The sequence below is a fragment of the Segetibacter aerophilus genome (assembly GCF_007991655.1).
In the GTDB taxonomy this organism is placed as follows: Bacteria; Bacteroidota; Bacteroidia; order Chitinophagales; family Chitinophagaceae; genus Segetibacter; species Segetibacter aerophilus.
Map to the genome: position 1 here is coordinate 290,921 of NZ_BJYT01000008.1, position 17,518 is coordinate 308,438.

Consider the following 17,518-nt stretch of genomic DNA (forward strand, 5'->3'; position numbering starts at 1 on the left):
AAACGAACACATAATCCTTGTACAAAATGTACAAGGATTTGTTTTTGATAGAAATCCTGTAAAAAACTTCCCTTTACCCAGTCCTCTCTCAAACTCTTCAACACAAAAGGCGTCCTATCACGTGGAAGCCCCTCACAATTTTCTCCTTTCTTTCACGGTCATTTTATCAATTATATTTGCGCCCTCAATAAAATGATATGTCCGAGCTACTAGAACAATTGAATGAAACCACTGCTTTTATCCGTCAACAATGCACTTCTGCGCCAACTATAGGTATCATACTAGGGAGCGGGCTCGGCAATTTTATCGGGGAAATGCAAGTCGAAACTGAAATTTCTTATAGTGACCTTCCTCATTTTCCGGTTAGTACTGTTGAAGGGCATTCCGGAAAATTGATCTTTGGAGAAATGGGTGGCAAAAAGGTAATTGCCATGGCAGGTCGTTTTCATTTTTACGAAGGATATACACCTCAACAAGTAGTTTATCCTGTAAGGGTGATGAAAATGTTGGGTGTTGAAACAGTACTTATTTCAAACGCGGCCGGCGGCGTGAATAAGAATTTTGCGGTTGGCGATTTGATGATCATTAGAGACCACATTAGCTTCTTCGCAATCAATCCACTGCTGGGAAAAAATGAAGAAAAGCTTGGCGCGCGCTTCCCCGACATGAGCGAACCTTATTCGCAGTCTTTAATTGCAAAAGCAAAATCAGTAGCAGACAGGCTTCAAATTCCCCTGCAGATAGGTGTCTATACCGGTGTAACCGGACCCACTTTTGAAACCCGGGCCGAATATCAACTGATCCAAATTTTAGGAGGTGATGCTGTTGGAATGAGTACTGTACAGGAGGTAATTGCGGCGGTACATGCAGGTATGCAAGTCTTCGCTATGAGCGTGATTACAGACATAGGAATACGCGAAGAAGAAAACACCATCACCCATGAGGAGGTTCTACAAGCCGCCCGTGATGCTGAGCCAAAGCTGACAGCCATCTTTACTCAACTTATTGCCAACTTGTAAGTCCGTTGCATGTTACCGGTTTCAAATTTCACGATCCGTTTTCTAAGCTCGTAGCTTGCAACTCAAAGCTTGTAGCGCCCTTTTCGATTTATCTTTTTGTTGACACCATTACCTTACTTTGCGGGCTATTTTTAGCCGAATTAATGAGCAGAAATTTTCTTTATCGTTTTTTTCTTACAGCTATAGCATTCCTGGCAATACTCGCAGGTACGTTACAGGCCCAAATTAACCGCCCTATCAGGCCGCCGATCGGTTCGGGAACTCCGCCTGTTTATGATGCCCAGGGTCGCGTTGTTCCAGCTACACCTTCACAAAACCGTGGTGGAGGCGACTCCCTAAAGCACCGCGATAATACTGACGATTCCATCACAATTTATTTCAGGTATTTCGACTCAACCAGGATCCGTTACCTCGACTCCTCAATTAACGATTTTACAAAGCGTTATCCTTTGCCGGCAGGGTTTGTAACCCTAGGAAATTTAGGTACTGCTGCACGTTCTTTAATATTCAGTCCAAATCTCAAACCCGGGTTTGATCCCGGTTTTCACTCATTTGATATCTATCGTTTCAGGGTAGAGGATACTCGTTTTTTTCAGACGACCCGTCCCTTTACTGAATTGGGTTATTTGCTTGGTAGCCAAGCTGAGCAGGTCATCAATATTATCCATACGCAAAACATAAAGCCAAACTTCAACATGGCTTTACAGTATCGTCTCATCAATTCGCCCGGAGAGTTTCAAAACCAAAATACAAGTCACAATAGTTATCGCATCAATGGCAATTATCAGAGCAGAAATAAACGGTATTCGACATATGGAGTATTGCTCTCTAATAAATTTCTTGCTTCAGAGAACGGAGGCATCCAGCGCGACACGCTGTTGAACGATAGCCGCTTCTCGAATCGATTTGTGATACCAACAAGATTAGCGGGCGATTCAAATTTGCTTCGAAATCCTTTTAATACGAGGGTAACTACCGGGAATGTCTACAACGAAACCGTCTTTTTCTATCGACAACAGTATGACCTGGGCCAAAGCGATTCGGCAATTGTAAACGACAGTACAGTCATTCGTTTGTTCTATCCCCGCATCAGGTTCCAACACAGCCTTACTATTTCAAGCCAGCAATACGAGTTTCGTGATTTGTTCCAGGGAGCAAACAAAAGACTCGATTACCTGCGATATTTCGGTGTCCCAATTTTTAATGATAGTGTCGTGTACAGGGATAAACACCGGGTCATCAACAACGAGTTTAGTATTATTTCTTTCCCCGAAAAAAATAACCTGAACCAATTTATTAAAGCGGGTGCTGGCTATGAATTTATTAATGCAACTTTTGATTACGCGAAGCGTAAGTATCACAACATTTACCTGGCCGGCGAATACCGCAACAGAACGCGAAACCAGAAGTGGGATCTGGAAGGCATTGGAAAATTGTATATGAATGGTCTTAACAACGGAGACTATTCTGTGCAGGCAAGTTTAAAAAGAGAGATTAGTAAAAAGCTCGGTTTCTTAGAATTGGGATTTCAAAACGTAAACAGATCGCCGTCTTTTCTTTTCCGCCAGGAAACAACTTTTCCGACTCTTGTTAATGGAAGTTTCAATAAGGAAAATATCACGAAAATTAGCGGTTCACTGAACAATGAGGCATTCCGTTTCACACTGTCGGGTGAATATTATCTTGTAAGCAATTATATGTATTTCGACGATTTTATGTCGCCTGCACAGACTGGTACTTTGTTTAATATTTTGCACATTTCCGGGAAGAAGCAAATTAGATTGAGCCGTGTACTGAACCTGTATTCCGAAATTCATTTTCAACAAGCTGTTGGAAACCCACCGTTAAATCTTCCCCTGATCTTTACTAACAACAGAATTTCGTTCGATGGTGTTTATTACAAGAATATGAATTATTCTATTGGTCTTGAGTTGAGGTACAACACGCCATATAAGGCCGACAATTATTCTCCTTTTATCGGGCAGTTTCTCTATCAAAACAATTATACGATCAGCAATCGCCCGGAAGTAACGGCCTTTTTTAATTTTCGTATCAAACGTTTCTCAGCTTTTATACGCGCTGAGAATCTCAATACTTTCGGAACCAATACCGGCACTCCAGGCTTTACTAAAAACAACTATAACGCGCCCTTTTACCCCGACAAAGGCTTCTGGTTCAGACTAGGAGTGTGGTGGACGTTTATCAATTAGTTTGGTGCCGGCAGTTGTCTTTCATAGCGTCATCGTTGCGACGCATTTCGTTCAGCTGTTAGTTATCATTGCATCCTTGAATTGCTCTTGACGGTAGGGGATATAATAAATGTCGGCTGCTAAGCAATAAAACAACGGGTATCAGCATTAAGATATAATTATTTGATAAATTGTATTTCTAATCCTATTTCATTTAAACTGCCAGGCAGTTTTTTTCTTAATTTAAATCTCTATGAGAAAGTTTTTAATTGGCCTCTTCTTATTAACCGTTGTCACTTCAGTAAACGCTCAGCCTCCGGTTGGTAGTAAGGCTCCTGATATTTCACTTCCTAACGGTAAGGGTGAGATAGTGAAGCTGTCCTCTTTAAAAGGAAAAGTCGTACTGCTTGATTTTTGGGCGTCCTGGTGTGGCCCTTGCAGGCAAAACAATCGTAAGATGACATCGCTTTACAAGCAGTATAAAGACAAAGGTTTGGAGGTTTTTGCGGTATCTATCGATGGAAACAAAAATGCCTGGGCGAACGCAGTTCAACAAGACAAAACTGATTGGCTACAGGTGATAGATGTAAAGGCCGAGAGAGGAAATGAACTTACTCAAACCTGGAACCTTCAATATATTCCCTCCACTTTTTTAATTGATAAGGAAGGAACCATTTTAGCAGTTGGCCCACAAAAAGACGAACTGGAGAAGTGGCTTAAAAGACTTTTATAAAATTCATTTTATGAAGAAAGTAATCATTGCTGTTCTTGTCTTCATCAAAGACCTGTTTGTAAAAAAAGAGTGCTGCAAATAACTTTTGCAGCACTCTTTTTTATTTTTTCAAATAACCTGTCATTATTCTTCAAAGTACGCCAATGTTCCTCCAACCCAAGTCTTGTCTTTGTTATACCTAACGCCGATCATTTTTCCTTTGCTTATGCGGGCGAGGTTGTTAGTGGCAACTGGTCTTAATTCTCCATCTTTCCAAAAATAAAAAATCCGAATTTCTGCTTTAGCAGGTCCGTCCGGTGTTTCTATTACGTCTGCGTATTTTACCTTCCGTTGCAATATCCAATTTTCAGGATCGGTTACTTTATCCAGATCTTCTTTTGTCAAGTCTATGATCACTCCTTGTCCCGCAAATGAAAATAAAGGTTTCAAAACATAGTTTTCAAGGTCTGTGGGGAGTTGCTGAATTTCGCTTAAAAATCTTGTCTCCGGAACAAACTGGTGGTGCAGAAAGGGCAGAGTGTATTTGCTGATACGGAAAAACCAATTTGGATGAGGCACCCATTCAACGTCGAGATCTGTTAGTAAGATCTTTCCTTTTTCCTGCACCTCCGGGGATTGCTGCTGCAAGTCGTCGAAGATTACCCTGTTATAAATTCGTTTGATCTCAGTTTCGACTCCATTATTATCGTAATACAGCTTAGTTCCTTTTTTAAACAGCGTTGTGAGGCAAACCTGGTTAATACCCGTGTAATCTTCGGTAAAAAAGAAGTCTATCCTTGTCTTTTGCTTTTCCGGAAAAATTTCGAGCAATATTACGTTTTCAGGTTTGTGCCCTTTTAGCAGTATTTCCCTTAAAAGCTTAATATAGCTTTCCTTGTTAAAACCATTTAGATAACTACAGTAGTTGGCGGGGATGTCAAACACTTTTCTAGCCACTTCGTCTTGCCAAACCTGGAAAGCAAAAAGGGTAGGGAAGCCTTGCATCTCGATTAACTGTGGTTCTAATTCTCCCTGCTTGTTTTCGCATAAACCAAAATCAAAAGCAATGAAGTTGCTAAGCGCACTTTCACCCGGTACATTCAGTTCAGTTGGGATAGCCCTTGCAGATTCTTCTTTAAACTTCGGAGATACAATGACATCTACAATATGCTCGCAAGCAGAAAGAATTTTTTCTTTGAAAGCACGATCGCAAAACACAGGGGTTTCCGCTACTCTAAATTCAAGTTCGCCGGGATGAGGGGTATTTAATTGCTTTATGTATTCCTCGTATTTCTGTTCAGTAAAATTTGAATTGAAAGCAGTTCTGATTGAGGAAACCATCTTAAAAAGAGTTTGTGTTGTTGAAATAAAAAATCCCTGCCATGTACCGGCGGGGATCGTAAACGTTTTTACTTGTTCTTATGCTTCTACCAAATTTTCAACTGCGTTATTTAAAAAGTTTGGAAGAATGTGCTGATAAGTAAATCGTATTTTATCGGGATCATTGAGTTGTTCTAACATGCTGCTCCACTTGGCTTCCCCAAAATTTTCAATGATGCCTTTCTTTTTGTCTTCTCTCAGCAAATACATTGTCATACCAGTTGCATCTGCCTCGGGGTGAAACTGGGTGCCGATACAATAGTCATTAAAACGAATGGCCATGACTGCTCTTTCAAGCGGAACATGTGGTCTCTCTTTTTCAAGAGCCAAAATTTTGGAGCCCCTTTCTTCCATCTTTTTATAGTCAGGTTCTATCACCTGGAAGTCCCTGCTATCAACCGCGTAAAAAGGGTTTTTCAAACCATTGAAAACAGCTTCTTCAGAAGCATCATCCATCAAGTGCACGGGGAAAACGCCAAACGAATTTTTATTGCGTTTGCATACAGTGGCTATATCGAAATAGCGGGTTGCTAACTGGTAACTGTGGCAAATAAAGAAGACATACTTTTTAGGATAATTATCTTGATCGTCGTTCCACTTTTCTACCGTGCTGATCCAGTTGAAGTAAAGGTTCTCCCAGTCGCTGCCTTTACTTTCAAGCGGAGAGCCGGGACCGCCTGAAGAAATATAAATGTCGAAATTGGTTCCGGGAAGCTGCTGTTTTACCCGTACTTCAAACTCTTCCAATACTATTTCCTGATCGTTCACCTTGCCCCACTGGCCGATTATCTCTCTTAAACAGCGCATGCCCTGGTTCTCGTGTCCCTCGTTTAAATCAAGGATGGCTATGCGTACGCTGCGTTTTTCATTCCAATTCATAGCCTGCAAAAATAATCCTTTTGCCTCAAAGGAATGGTTAAAGGAGCATAAAGTAGATTTTTTGGAGTTTGCCCGTGGTCGTTTTGTTTTAACCAATTGGTTTTCATCAACCCGGTGTTCTTGCACTTAAAATAAAAGTTTTCTATTTTACCCGTAAATGATAATCAAGAAGGTTATTAAGTCCAACAAGGAGGACGAGATAACTTTTTAACCACCTTCCATCACACAAGAATTTAAAAAACACCATGGAGAAAACAGTCAGGATTATTTTACTTGTTGTTGTTGTTATCGCAATAATTAACCTGGTTACGATGCTATTTGGAAACAGCAACCTTAGAGACATTCGCAGGGATCTTGATAAAGCAAAACTTACCGCTGACTCTGCTTTAAACGAATTGCAATATTCAAAGAGCAAGTTGGACTCAATTAAATCTGACATGCTTGTCTTCAGCACCTATATCAACAGAATACAGAAAACAGTTGAGTTGAATGATGTCGAAAAAAGACTGAAAGAAGAAAAGGACAGAACTAAAATACTAGACTTTAAAGAGAACATTAAAAAGTTGCGGGCAGATATTGAAACCGATAGCCTTCCTGATATAGATGTCGCAGTTGTCAAAAAAAATTAATCCAATTATGCTAATCAAGAAACACCTGGTTCATCTCCTCATCTTTGCAATCTGTGTACTTCTTTCTTCTGCCTGTTTGTCTCAGAGCCAACTGGTAGCGATGAAAGACTCAACGGGATTACATTCCTATGCTGTAGTAAGGGGCGACACCCTGCTAATCAACTACGACTCTGCCTACGTCTTAAACAAAAAAACCTTTAAGCTTTACCAGGATACTTATAAGAGAGTTCAAAACGGTAACCCGGCAATGAAGAACCTGTTAGCGAACTATGAAGGTTTGATTGCTTTACAGGACAGTATGCTAAAATCGAAAGAAGCTTACTATCAAAGCCTAAAATCAAATTTCGATTCTCTTGTCAGCCACTCAAATAATTTCGTTGATAAGACTGCTTTAAATATTAGTGCAATCGATCAATCTCTGTCGACTGCCACGAGCCAGATCAATAATATTAAAGGCTTATTAGATCAGTCACTGGAAAAATTGAAGAAAGAAAACCGGCAAAGAATAAAATTAGTGGTAGGTGGATTCACCGTGGGCGTTGCAGCGGCCACGCTTGTTTTTTTAATTACGAGGCAATAGCCATATAAAGAGTACTACATAATAAACCCTTCAATTACCGGCCTGCTTAAGCCTTCCATCCCATGTGTTGATGGATCTTAATTCTCAACCGCTTCAGCAAATGCAAAGCTCACGATCGTTTTGGCTATGTATGATAGAAGTGGAAGTGTTATTTCATTTCTGCAACCCTAGAGACATAAGAATGATGCATAGCGGTTTAAGTATCTCTTTTGGATTTAGGACAAATGCATCCTGAAAACCTTTAAAGCACGATGAATAAAAAATAGAATGTACAAGAGTGCGACGCAACAAAAGCCTAACAGTAGTGGCAGCGCACTGGCCAAAAGCATCAATTTTTGTTGCGTATAAACAATGGCTACTTTCGCTACAACAACTCATCATGCGAACTCTTCTTTTATTACTGTCTCTTTTAATTATTGGATCACAAGCCTTTGCGGGAAAAATCTCTGGTCGTATTACTGATGATAAAAATCAGCCGCTTCCTTTTTCTTCTGTTACTATTAAGGGTACAACTCAAGGAACAACTGCCAACAATGCCGGCAGCTTTGCAATGGTTGTTTCTGAGGGTACCTATACCCTTGTTGTTCAGCACATCGGCTATAAGACAACAGAGAAAAAAGTTGTAGTTGGCAACGATGAAGTGGTTGTAAATTTTGAATTAAGTGAGCAGCGATATGAACTGGGAAATGTGATTGTAAAGCAAGGTGAAGACCCGGCCTATGCCATTATAAGGAACGCAATAAAAAAAAGGAAGTTTTACGAAACCGAGCTGAAAAAGTTTGAAACTGAGGTCTATATAAAAGGCCAAATGCGAACGCGCAATTACCCAAAAAAGTTCCTGGGAAAAGACGTAGATTTTGAAGACGGAGATACAAGTAAACGGAAGATTGTTTTCTTATCAGAGACTGTAGCGAAATATTCAGTAGATGAACCAAAGAAGAAAGTGGAAGTGATATCCACAAAAGTAAGTGGAGACAAAGATGCGTTTGGGTTTGGTAGCCCGCAGATTTTTTCCTTCTATCAAAACAACATTTATTTCGGCAGTTTAAATCCTCGCGGCTTTATCTCTCCGGTTTCGAACAATGCGTTAAATTATTACAAGTACAAGTTTGAAGGAAGCTTCTTTGAAAACAACCAGATGATCAACCGGATAAAGGTTACTCCCAAGCGCAAGTATGAGCCGCTTTTTAATGGCTACATCAACATAATAGAAAACGAGTGGCGGATACAAAGCGTGCAGCTGGTATTGTACAAAGAAAACCAGATGCAGTTTGTCGACACACTGCGAATCGAACAGTTATACGTTCCTTACAAACAGATGTGGTTGATTAAGCAGCAAACTATTTCACCGGCCATTAACCTACTTGGCTTTGAGATGGTTGGAACCTTTGTGCAGGTGTATGATAAGTTCAACCTGCAACCTGTTTTTGCAAAGGGGTTTTTCGATAATACCATTCTAAAATATTATGATAGCTCCAATAAAAAGCCTGCTACCTATTGGGATAGTGTTCGGCCAGTTCCCTTGCTGCAGGAAGAGGTAAAAGATTATCAGAAGAAGGATAGTCTTGAGCAGGTAAAAAAAGATCCGCACTATCTTGATTCGGTAGATCGTAGACGGAACAAGCTTAAGGTTGTTTCGTTGTTGCTGACCGGGCAAACATTTTCAAAAGAAAAGGCTAAGCAATCTTTCTCACTTGAGCCGCTGATCGATGCAATTAATTTCAATACTGTTGAAGGCGCAGTTATAAATTATTCTGTACGTTATTCAAAACGTTTTACTGACGTCGGAAGAAAAAGTCTTTCTATAGTTCCAACTGTTCGATATGGTTTTAGTAACCACCACTTTAATGCTGATTTGAAAACGAGCTATACGTTTGGGAAGAAGTTTTTTAGCAACGTTGCAATTTCCGGCGGTAAGAGGGTTTTTCAGTTTGATAATAGCAACCCGATCAGCCCACAGTACAATACCATATCGACTCTACAGTACGAGCATAACTATTTGAAGATTTATGAAGCATGGTATAGCAGAATAAGTTACAACAAGGAAATTGGTTCAGGGTTTACCATTGGTGCCAATGCCCAGTACCAGGATCGAATTCCTCTGCAGAACACAACCTCCACTAAATGGCGTGATTTTGAAGACAGAAGCTTTACTCCAAACTTTACATTTGCGCCTCATCAGGCAGTAATCGCATCGGTGAATGTTCGCTGGAAACCAGGTACACAATACATTGAATTTCCGGATCAGAAACTAAATGTAGGATCCCGCTTTCCTACTTTCAACCTCTCTTACACCCAAGGTGTAAAAGGGGCTTTGGGAAGTGATGTAGATTATAGTAAATGGAGGTTTTCGGTCAATGACAACGTCAATCTAAAACTGTACGGCTCTCTTGATTACAATGTCGCTATCGGAGGTTTTTTAAAGACTACCGCTGCTTTCCTACCCGACTACCAGCATTATACAGGCAACCAGCTAACAGTTACTTTCCACGATCTCAACACTTTTCAGTTGATGCCTTATTATGCTTACAGCAATGTTGAAAAGTTGTACTCTACAGCCCATATCCAATATCATTTGAACGGCTTGCTGACAAACAAAATTCCATTGTTTAAAAAGCTAAACTGGTTTATTGTTGGCGGCACAAATATGCTGTTTTTGAAAAGCGGTACCAAATACATCGAAACCTTCGTAGGTCTTGAAAATATCTTAAAAATCCTGCGAATCGATTACGTGAAATCATTTACGAATAATGACAACGGAACAACAGGCATTAGAATTTCGTTGCCTTTTTTTGGCGGTAGGGAATAAGCAGGCCAAATGATTATCAACTTTTTAAAATCCAGCAAAGCCACTGCTATTCACCTTTGATATCGCTGTTTAATTTTTCATAAAAACAACTTAATGGACAAAACGATTGCTTATGCAAAACTTCCTTTACAGTTAGATTGGTTAAAGGCCTGGGAGGAGGTTAAGTTGATTTTAAATAAAGAAAATCCTCATGTCAATACGGCTCACTATGCGGGCGAGTGGACTGTAATTTCATTAAGGTCTCCAGGAGGCAAGCAAAATTCAATTAGCCCCGAGCTTCGAGGAGAAACAGGTTTCGATGATACCGCTATAATGGACCAGTGTATTACCATAAAAAACTTTTTTCAATCTTTTGGCTGCTCTGTGATGTCTGTAAGATTGTTGAATTTGAAAAAAGGTGCCCTTATAAAAGAACACAGGGACGCGGAGTTGTCTTTTGAAAAGGGCGAAGCAAGGTTGCACATACCTCTACTGACAAATAAAGATGTGGAGTTTTATGTTGATGGGAAGCAGGTAGTGATGCGGGAGGGAGAATGTTGGTACATTAATGCTAATCTTCCTCACCGGGTTTTAAATGGAGGCGAAACAGATAGAATACACCTTGTTATTGATTGTAAAGTAAATGAATGGTTGAAGCGCACTTTTTCGTCCGCAGAAAAAACGTATTCAAGAGTGGACATTAGAAACGATCAAAAAAGGAGGATGATCAGCGAACTTCGTTTGCAAAACACTGAAACAGCACTGCGACTTGCTAACGAGTTGGAGGAGCAACTAAACAGCGAGCGCGGCACGCAGCAGGAAGTTTTCCCCTTTTGGCTACCCTCGAAAATTATCAATCAGAAAGATGGGGTTTTATTGCAATGGTTATACGTTGGGAAGCAACCTTTTACTGATCCTTTCTTCGATGAAACAATTTCGAAATGCAAGCAGCTGCCAGAAAATTTGTCGCGTTTGAAGTCTGTATCGCACCTGTCAATGGCAACAGAATGGGCCGACACTATTGAAGGGGTTGAGCCTTCTGCTTTTATCTTTCATGTTTCAAGATGTGGATCAACGCTTGTGTCGCAAATGCTGTCAATGAAAGATGAAAATATCTCACTTTCAGAGGTGCCTGTTTTTAATGAGATTCTACAAATGCCTTTAAAAAATCAAGCGGATGAGTCTCTGGCAAAGGAAACACTGGCAGGGGCTATAAAATTATATGGTGGTAAGAGAACAGGAAATGAAAGAAGACTTTTTATTAAGACGGATAGTTGGCATCTCTTATATTACCGGCAGCTTAGGGCTTTATACCCTTCAACGCCTTTTGTAATTCTTTATAGAAATCCTGTTGAGGTGCTCTTTTCTCAGCAAAGGAAAAAGGGTATGCATGCAGTGCCCGGATTGGTTGAACCGGAAATATTCGATTTTGACGAAAATGAGCGAAAAAAGTTCGATTCTGAAAACTACATAGCCTTTGTACTTCAAAGGTATTTAGAAGCAATTCTTGAAATAACACAAAAAGACAAGAACATCTTACTAGTCAATTATAGTGAAGGGATCGTAGAAATAATGAAGAAGTTAGCGGGGATTACAAAGATGGAATTGACAGCTGCCGACCTTGAAATGTTTTTAAAAAGAAGCAGGTATCATTCGAAAGATTTAAAAGAAATATTTACTGAACAACCTAGGAGCGGGCATTTGGCAGCCCCTAACACAGAAAGCCTTACAAAATTATATGAGCAAATAGAGCAACTAAGATCTCTTAAAATGCCACTTTAAGACGACGCTTGTTAGTCTTGATAAACGGTTGGTACAATGAAATAGGTTAACGGGTTATTGAAGCTAGCTAAAAAATTAAAGTGGTTGAAGTACTACACCTCAATGTATTTGTTTTGAAGACAAAGCCAGCTTATCATGTGGGGATACGGTTTTGCGTTCATCTCTCTCGCTCTTTTTTCATCATAGGTCATTCCGCACCATTGCAATAACGGAACACCCATAAAGTTACCGTTGGAAAAATTTTCTACAATTGTATCCCCTCCTCCTTTGTAACCATCTTTATGAAACACAATATGAGGGTCAAGGTCTAAATGAATGCAAGCTGCGTAAGACCATGCGATGGCCATCATTTCTCCACCTTGATGAATAGGATTATTGCCGAGGTTATCAATCATTTCATTTCGAATAGCAGGAGGCATTACTGCAAGATGGCCTGCTTCGTGTAACATATCACCTGAGTAAATCAATTAATCTTGGTCAATCACTAAAGCGCCGTTACGAATGCAAAGTCCGGGTAAAAAAGTGGGGTTTTGTAATTTTGCACAAACAATTTCAAGTCCGATTTCCTCCAGGAAAGAAATGAGGTGCGCAGTAAGAGACATTGTGAAGCGGCGTTTAGCTAGCTACAATTTTTTTAAGAATGAAAGGTTTTTTATAGGACTTTACTGAGGGAAAATGCTGTTTTTTCCATCCTACTGTTGAAAGAAATATTTATGTTTTTTAAATAGCTACTTTCAGTTCCCTGGTAGTTTAGAACCACATCATGTCGTTCGGTATTTTTCACAATAAAAGTAGTTGGCTGCTTTAAAGTACCATTGCTGCTGACTATTACATCAATATTTTTTGTGAGGGCTGCAAGTGCTTTTTCCTCTTTTTTGCTACAGCCATTTCCGTTATTATAAGGGTTCATTGAAACAACTAAATGGCAAGCTTCATTTTTTAAAAAGAGGGAAGTCTTATTAAGTCTAGCCGCCATCTCATTAACATCACTTTCTATACTTCCATTCTGGGTAACATCATTTCCAATAATTCCAACCTTTATATTTCCCTTATACACGATGTGGTAAGGCAACAAGTTATTGTTCTCAAAATTTTTTGAAAGAGATGTTAGCTCGCACTCATTCGTCAGCTCTTCATAATATGAAAGACCATTTTTAAGATCCTGACTTTGCGGAACAACCGCTTCACATCCTGCATTCTTCAGCAACCTTAGCTTTTCGATATGAGTCTCTTTAGAAGCATTACTCGTTTGAACTATGTTGCCTGTACTTAACAGCAGGGTAGTATAATTTTTATTTTTAAAAAACTGCTGCAACCTTGGGTGAAGGTTTGAAACTTTATGGGAGAGATTTTGCAGATTGTGTAAGTTTAATATGCTAAGCTTTTCTGCAACAACCGATGACGAGTCGGAGAATGAAAGAGACCTTGCTTTTGAAGGGTTTGAAAACACAAATGAACCTGCAGCCAGAGTCGATTGAAGCAAAAATTTTCTACGGTTGTGCATTAGAGAAGTTTGAGGGTTACTAAATCTACGGTTAAAGTAAATATTTAAAACTGAGGATTATAGAAAAAGTTTGCAGCGCTTACTGCTTAGCTTTGATTGTATGATCCCTTCTTTTCCTTTATTTAAACAACTAAAATTGGGTCGTGAACTAAAATTTAGAGACTAATGAGTTTCAGGTTAAATAATAAAGACATTACCCTTCGTGCAATTAGCAATAAAGATGACCAACTGTTGTTTAAAATTTATTGTAGTACCCGTCTTGAAGAGATGAACCTGATGAGAGCTTGGAGTGATTTACAGAAGAAGAACTTCTTAAGAATGCAATTTGATACCCAGCATACTTACTATATAAAACACTATACACCTGCGTCTTTTTGGATTATTTGCAAGAATAATAAACCGATAGGCAGACTTTACTTGCATGAAGAATATGAAGACAATAGTATTCGTATTATAGACATCACACTGTTGCATGAATGGCGAAATAAAGGAATAGGAGAAAATATTTTACTGCAAATACTACAGCTTGGCGTGGAAAGAAAACGCGCTGTTACGTTACATGTGGAAGCTTTAAATCCCGCATTACAATTATATCAACGCCTTGGGTTCAGTGTTATTAATACCAATAATCTGCATTATCTAATGGAGTGGAATAATAAATAAGGGCATGTATAAGCTTGTGAATAAAATTAAGCTTTGTTCCTATAAAATTTAAGTCTTGAACTAATTACCGCCCTAACACCTGAATGCTTTTTGAAGACCTCATTAAAAGGAGTATGAAAATTCTTCACTTTTTATAAATATTGTGACTACATTTAATTCAATTACTTTTAGTTCCATCTTATTTATAACCAACTAACTATCATCATTATGGCAGAACCATTTATTGGCCAAATCACTCTCTTTGCCGGCACTTTTGCTCCACGTGGATGGGCTTTCTGCCAAGGACAGATTCTTTCAATTGCACAAAATACCGCGTTGTTTTCTATACTTGGTACAACGTACGGAGGAAACGGACAAACTACATTCGCGTTGCCTGATTTACGTGGTAGAGTTCCGGTAGGTCCAGGTCAGGGTCCTGGGTTGTCGAATTATTCATTGGGCCAGCAAAGTGGAAGTGAGAGTGTAACATTAACCGTTGGGAATATGCCATCCCATAACCACCCACTTGCTGCAAGTACTTCTGATGGCGACGCTTCTTCTCCTACCAACAACTACAACGCAGTAACAATTGATCCCAGTACCCTAAATTCTATGAATACTTATAAGACGGCTGCAAATACAAATATGAACCCTGCTGCAATTGGGCAGGCCGGAGGAAACCAGCCGCACCAGAATATGCAGCCATATACATGTATTAATTATATCATTGCATTAGAGGGTATTTTTCCTAGCCGTAATTAATATAACAGCAGAGTTACTTCAATGGAGTTCACAAAGGGCGTGGTACATGTAACAGTAGTAACGAAATTACAAGTGAGGTGACGCAATGATGTTTAATGAGCATTCAATCGCTTGTTTCAGTCGACATCAAAAGTGAAACTAGAGCTATTGCCAGAAGCGTAGTATATTATCTATACAATAAACCATATCACTATTAAGTTTAAATTTTACTCCATGTCCCATATAAGTCGAAACCCGTTGCGACCGATTGTGTCATTTATTGTGTTGTTTTTTTGTTTGCTGCAAAATAATTCTATTGCCCAAACCTTTTCTACTAAAAGTTCATCTACATTTCCTTCTCCGGCAGCATCGGCTAGGGTCGTTGTAGCAGACTTTGATGTTGACGGAGATGCTGACATTTTATATCAGACTGGTGCCGATGGTACGCCTTTCAGATTTGCAAGAAGCAATGGTGACGGTACCTTTACAGATCAGGCAATTAATATTTCGCCTTTTGCGGGTGTAACCCTTGTTAATCATAATGGTTCTAACTACCATGTAGCGGATTTTGACCGCGACGGTGACCTCGATATTTGGGCAGGAGTAAATGCAACCACTGGAAGTTACTACCGTAATGATAATGGCACTTTTACCACCCAACCCTCGACTACCTTTCCCGCACCCGCCGTCTCTAGCCGGGCAGTCATTGGTGATTTTGACAAAGATGGCGATGCAGATTTTTTATACCAATCTGGTGGAAACGGTACAGCATATAAGTATTCAAAAAGCAATGGTAACGGTACATTTACAGATGTTCCGCTCGCATCTTCGCCTTTTGGCGGCGTTACCCTAATAGATAACAATGCAACCAACTACCACGTAGCTGATTTTGACGGGGATGGCGACGTAGACGTATGGGCAGGTGTAAATGCAGCGAAAGGAAATTATTATCGTAATGATAATGGCACATTCACATCTCAAAGTAATGCTACTTTTCCAGCACCGCCCGCTACTGGCCGGGCTACTGTCACCGATTATGACACAGATGGAGATGCTGATATTCTGTACCAAACCGGGGGAAACGGGACACCATTTGAATATGCAAGAAGCAATGGTGACGGCACATTTGCGATTGTAAACCAGGCTGCTTCACCTTTTGCGTCGGTTACCCTTGCCGACATCACTGGTTTAAATTATTTTTCAGCAGATTTTGACCATGACGGTGATAAAGATGTTTGGGCATCAAAGACAGGTACCACCGGCTTTTTCTATAGTAAAGATGCGGCACCTCCAAACCTCGCATCTTTCACGCCGGCCAACAATTCAACCAATGTTTCTCCAACGGTAAATATTACTTATACTTTTGATCAGCCCGTAATAAAAGGCACCGGCAATATCTCAATTGTAAAGACTTCTGACAATACAATAGCTGAGGCAATTCCTGTTACCGGCGCACAGGTTACAGGTTCTGGAACTAACTGGACAATAGATCCTTCGATTACATTACAGCCCAGCACGCAATATGCCGTTAAATCGGATGCTGGTACTTTTAAGAATGCGGGTGGTACTGTATTCGCCGGCGTAAGTTTAAGTAATGTGCAAAGCTTTAGAACCGCTGCTGCAACCATAAGTGTTGGTGTTCCTGCTAACGGTACTTATAAGACAGGAGATAACTTGACGTTTACTGTTAACTACAGTGAAAGTATGATTGTAAATACTGCGGGAGGTGCACCTTTCGTTCCTGTTACCATAGGAGCTACAGTTAGAAATGCTTTATATGTGTCCGGTAGCGGTACTTCCGCGCTAGTCTTCGGATATACTGTTGCCGCAGGCGACGCTGATAACAATGGCATTGCTGTTGGTTCAGCTATTACATTAAGCGGCGGTACTATAAAGGATGCATCTACAAGTAATAATGCTCCCCTGACTTTAAACAATATTGGATCAACAACAGCCGTGTTAGTAGATGGGGTAGCGCCATCGGTCGCAAGCATCACAAGGGCAAGCGCTAATAATACCAATGCAACATCTATAGATTATACGGTTACGTTTTCTGAAAATGTTTCAGGGGTTGATATTACTGATTTTACCTTAACAAAAACAGGAACAGCAAACGGAACGATAGCGACTGCTTCTACTTCTTCCGGTACAAACACAACGATAACTATAAATGGTGTAACCGGTAATGGCACATTACGACTGGATTTGAAATCGAGCGGAACAGGAATTATTGATGCAGTCGGAAACGCCATAAGCGGAGGATATACAACAGGAGAGGTTTATACCATTGTACAGCCTTCTAATGCTACAGATTACTTCCGCAGTATTACCTCTGGCAACTGGAACAGTGTTTCTACATGGCAAAGTTCAACAGACAATCTCACTTACCATGCTGCTTCATTAACACCAGACTTCAATGCAAACCAGGTAACTATCCTTAACGGGCACACCGTTACAGTGACTGCAAATGTGGCCATTGATCAAGCATCTGTAGCTGCCGGAGGGGCTATTATTGTGAATTCCGGTGCTGGACTCTCAATAAATGATGGTACTGGATGGGATATTGTAGTAAATGGCAACTTAACCATAACAAATGGTGGAAGTATGGTCTTAAAATCAACGTCAACAGGAACTGCTTCTGTGGGTAGTTCAACGGGTACAATTATCGGTAAC

At 40.1% G+C, this 17,518-nt stretch carries 14 protein-coding genes; 10 read left to right on the forward strand and 4 right to left on the reverse strand.

What is annotated here, in order from left to right:
- Positions 1-197 precede the first annotated feature (197 nt).
- The 3 genes from SAE01_RS12700 (at position 198) to SAE01_RS12710 (ending at position 3,941) form a co-directional block, all read left to right on the forward strand.
- Positions 198-1,019, forward strand: coding sequence for a purine-nucleoside phosphorylase (locus SAE01_RS12700; RefSeq protein ID WP_147204141.1), 822 nt, complete (start codon positions 198-200; stop codon positions 1,017-1,019).
- 143 nt (positions 1,020-1,162) lie between these two features.
- Positions 1,163-3,229: a putative porin gene (locus SAE01_RS12705; RefSeq protein WP_147204142.1), complete on the forward strand. Its 2,067-nt coding sequence runs from the start codon at positions 1,163-1,165 to the stop codon at positions 3,227-3,229.
- Positions 3,230-3,461: 232 nt separating this feature from the next.
- Positions 3,462-3,941 (forward strand): TlpA family protein disulfide reductase, encoded by a 480-nt coding sequence (locus tag SAE01_RS12710; protein WP_147204143.1) that lies wholly within the window; start codon positions 3,462-3,464, stop codon positions 3,939-3,941.
- 123 nt (positions 3,942-4,064) lie between these two features.
- On the opposite strand, the gene SAE01_RS12715 is transcribed toward SAE01_RS12710, so the two are convergent.
- Positions 4,065-5,261, reverse strand: coding sequence for an ATP-grasp domain-containing protein (locus SAE01_RS12715; protein WP_147204144.1), 1,197 nt, complete (start codon positions 5,259-5,261; stop codon positions 4,065-4,067).
- A gap of 78 nt (positions 5,262-5,339) precedes the next feature.
- Positions 5,340-6,179: a type 1 glutamine amidotransferase gene (locus tag SAE01_RS12720; protein WP_147204145.1), complete on the reverse strand. Its 840-nt coding sequence runs from the start codon at positions 6,177-6,179 to the stop codon at positions 5,340-5,342.
- Positions 6,180-6,424: 245 nt separating this feature from the next.
- Here SAE01_RS12720 and SAE01_RS12725 point away from each other — a divergent pair, with 245 nt between their 5' ends.
- From SAE01_RS12725 to SAE01_RS12740, 4 genes are all read left to right on the forward strand, one after another.
- Positions 6,425-6,808: a hypothetical protein gene (locus SAE01_RS12725; protein WP_147204146.1), complete on the forward strand. Its 384-nt coding sequence runs from the start codon at positions 6,425-6,427 to the stop codon at positions 6,806-6,808.
- A gap of 7 nt (positions 6,809-6,815) precedes the next feature.
- Positions 6,816-7,388 carry a hypothetical protein gene (locus SAE01_RS12730; RefSeq protein WP_147204147.1) on the forward strand — a complete coding sequence of 191 codons (573 nt, stop codon included), beginning with the start codon at positions 6,816-6,818 and terminating at the stop codon, positions 7,386-7,388.
- A gap of 379 nt (positions 7,389-7,767) precedes the next feature.
- A complete protein-coding gene (locus SAE01_RS12735; protein ID WP_147204148.1) occupies positions 7,768-10,197 on the forward strand; it encodes a DUF5686 and carboxypeptidase regulatory-like domain-containing protein in 2,430 nt (809 codons plus the stop codon).
- Between the two features lie 93 nt (positions 10,198-10,290).
- Positions 10,291-11,958 carry an aspartyl/asparaginyl beta-hydroxylase domain-containing protein gene (locus tag SAE01_RS12740; protein WP_147204149.1) on the forward strand — a complete coding sequence of 556 codons (1,668 nt, stop codon included), beginning with the start codon at positions 10,291-10,293 and terminating at the stop codon, positions 11,956-11,958.
- A 92-nt stretch (positions 11,959-12,050) separates the two neighbouring features.
- On the opposite strand, the gene SAE01_RS12745 is transcribed toward SAE01_RS12740, so the two are convergent.
- On the reverse strand, positions 12,051-12,407 hold the full coding sequence (locus tag SAE01_RS12745) for a hypothetical protein (RefSeq protein WP_147204150.1): 357 nt from the start codon (positions 12,405-12,407) through the stop codon (positions 12,051-12,053).
- Between the two features lie 203 nt (positions 12,408-12,610).
- Complete coding sequence (locus SAE01_RS12750) at positions 12,611-13,462, reverse strand: metallophosphoesterase family protein (RefSeq protein WP_147204151.1); 852 nt, start codon at positions 13,460-13,462, stop codon at positions 12,611-12,613.
- Positions 13,463-13,627: 165 nt separating this feature from the next.
- On the opposite strand from SAE01_RS12750, the gene SAE01_RS12755 reads away from it, so the two are divergent.
- The 3 genes from SAE01_RS12755 to SAE01_RS12765 form a co-directional block, all read left to right on the forward strand.
- Positions 13,628-14,125: a GNAT family N-acetyltransferase gene (locus SAE01_RS12755; protein ID WP_147204152.1), complete on the forward strand. Its 498-nt coding sequence runs from the start codon at positions 13,628-13,630 to the stop codon at positions 14,123-14,125.
- Between the two features lie 207 nt (positions 14,126-14,332).
- Positions 14,333-14,866: a phage tail protein gene (locus SAE01_RS12760; RefSeq protein WP_147204153.1), complete on the forward strand. Its 534-nt coding sequence runs from the start codon at positions 14,333-14,335 to the stop codon at positions 14,864-14,866.
- Positions 14,867-15,079: 213 nt separating this feature from the next.
- The coding region (locus tag SAE01_RS12765; RefSeq protein ID WP_174834615.1) for an FG-GAP-like repeat-containing protein at positions 15,080-17,518 on the forward strand (2,439 nt) is incomplete at its 3' end.

Coding starts and splice junctions, on each gene's coding strand:
- SAE01_RS12700 (WP_147204141.1), top strand. CDS start 198: ATGTCCGAGCTACTAGAACAATTGAATGAAACCACTGCTTTTATCCGT.
- SAE01_RS12705 (WP_147204142.1), top strand. CDS start 1,163: ATGAGCAGAAATTTTCTTTATCGTTTTTTTCTTACAGCTATAGCATTC.
- SAE01_RS12710 (WP_147204143.1), top strand. CDS start 3,462: ATGAGAAAGTTTTTAATTGGCCTCTTCTTATTAACCGTTGTCACTTCA.
- SAE01_RS12715 (WP_147204144.1), bottom strand. CDS start 5,261: ATGGTTTCCTCAATCAGAACTGCTTTCAATTCAAATTTTACTGAACAG.
- SAE01_RS12720 (WP_147204145.1), bottom strand. CDS start 6,179: ATGAATTGGAATGAAAAACGCAGCGTACGCATAGCCATCCTTGATTTA.
- SAE01_RS12725 (WP_147204146.1), top strand. CDS start 6,425: ATGGAGAAAACAGTCAGGATTATTTTACTTGTTGTTGTTGTTATCGCA.
- SAE01_RS12730 (WP_147204147.1), top strand. CDS start 6,816: ATGCTAATCAAGAAACACCTGGTTCATCTCCTCATCTTTGCAATCTGT.
- SAE01_RS12735 (WP_147204148.1), top strand. CDS start 7,768: ATGCGAACTCTTCTTTTATTACTGTCTCTTTTAATTATTGGATCACAA.
- SAE01_RS12740 (WP_147204149.1), top strand. CDS start 10,291: ATGGACAAAACGATTGCTTATGCAAAACTTCCTTTACAGTTAGATTGG.
- SAE01_RS12745 (WP_147204150.1), bottom strand. CDS start 12,407: ATGTTACACGAAGCAGGCCATCTTGCAGTAATGCCTCCTGCTATTCGA.
- SAE01_RS12750 (WP_147204151.1), bottom strand. CDS start 13,462: ATGCACAACCGTAGAAAATTTTTGCTTCAATCGACTCTGGCTGCAGGT.
- SAE01_RS12755 (WP_147204152.1), top strand. CDS start 13,628: ATGAGTTTCAGGTTAAATAATAAAGACATTACCCTTCGTGCAATTAGC.
- SAE01_RS12760 (WP_147204153.1), top strand. CDS start 14,333: ATGGCAGAACCATTTATTGGCCAAATCACTCTCTTTGCCGGCACTTTT.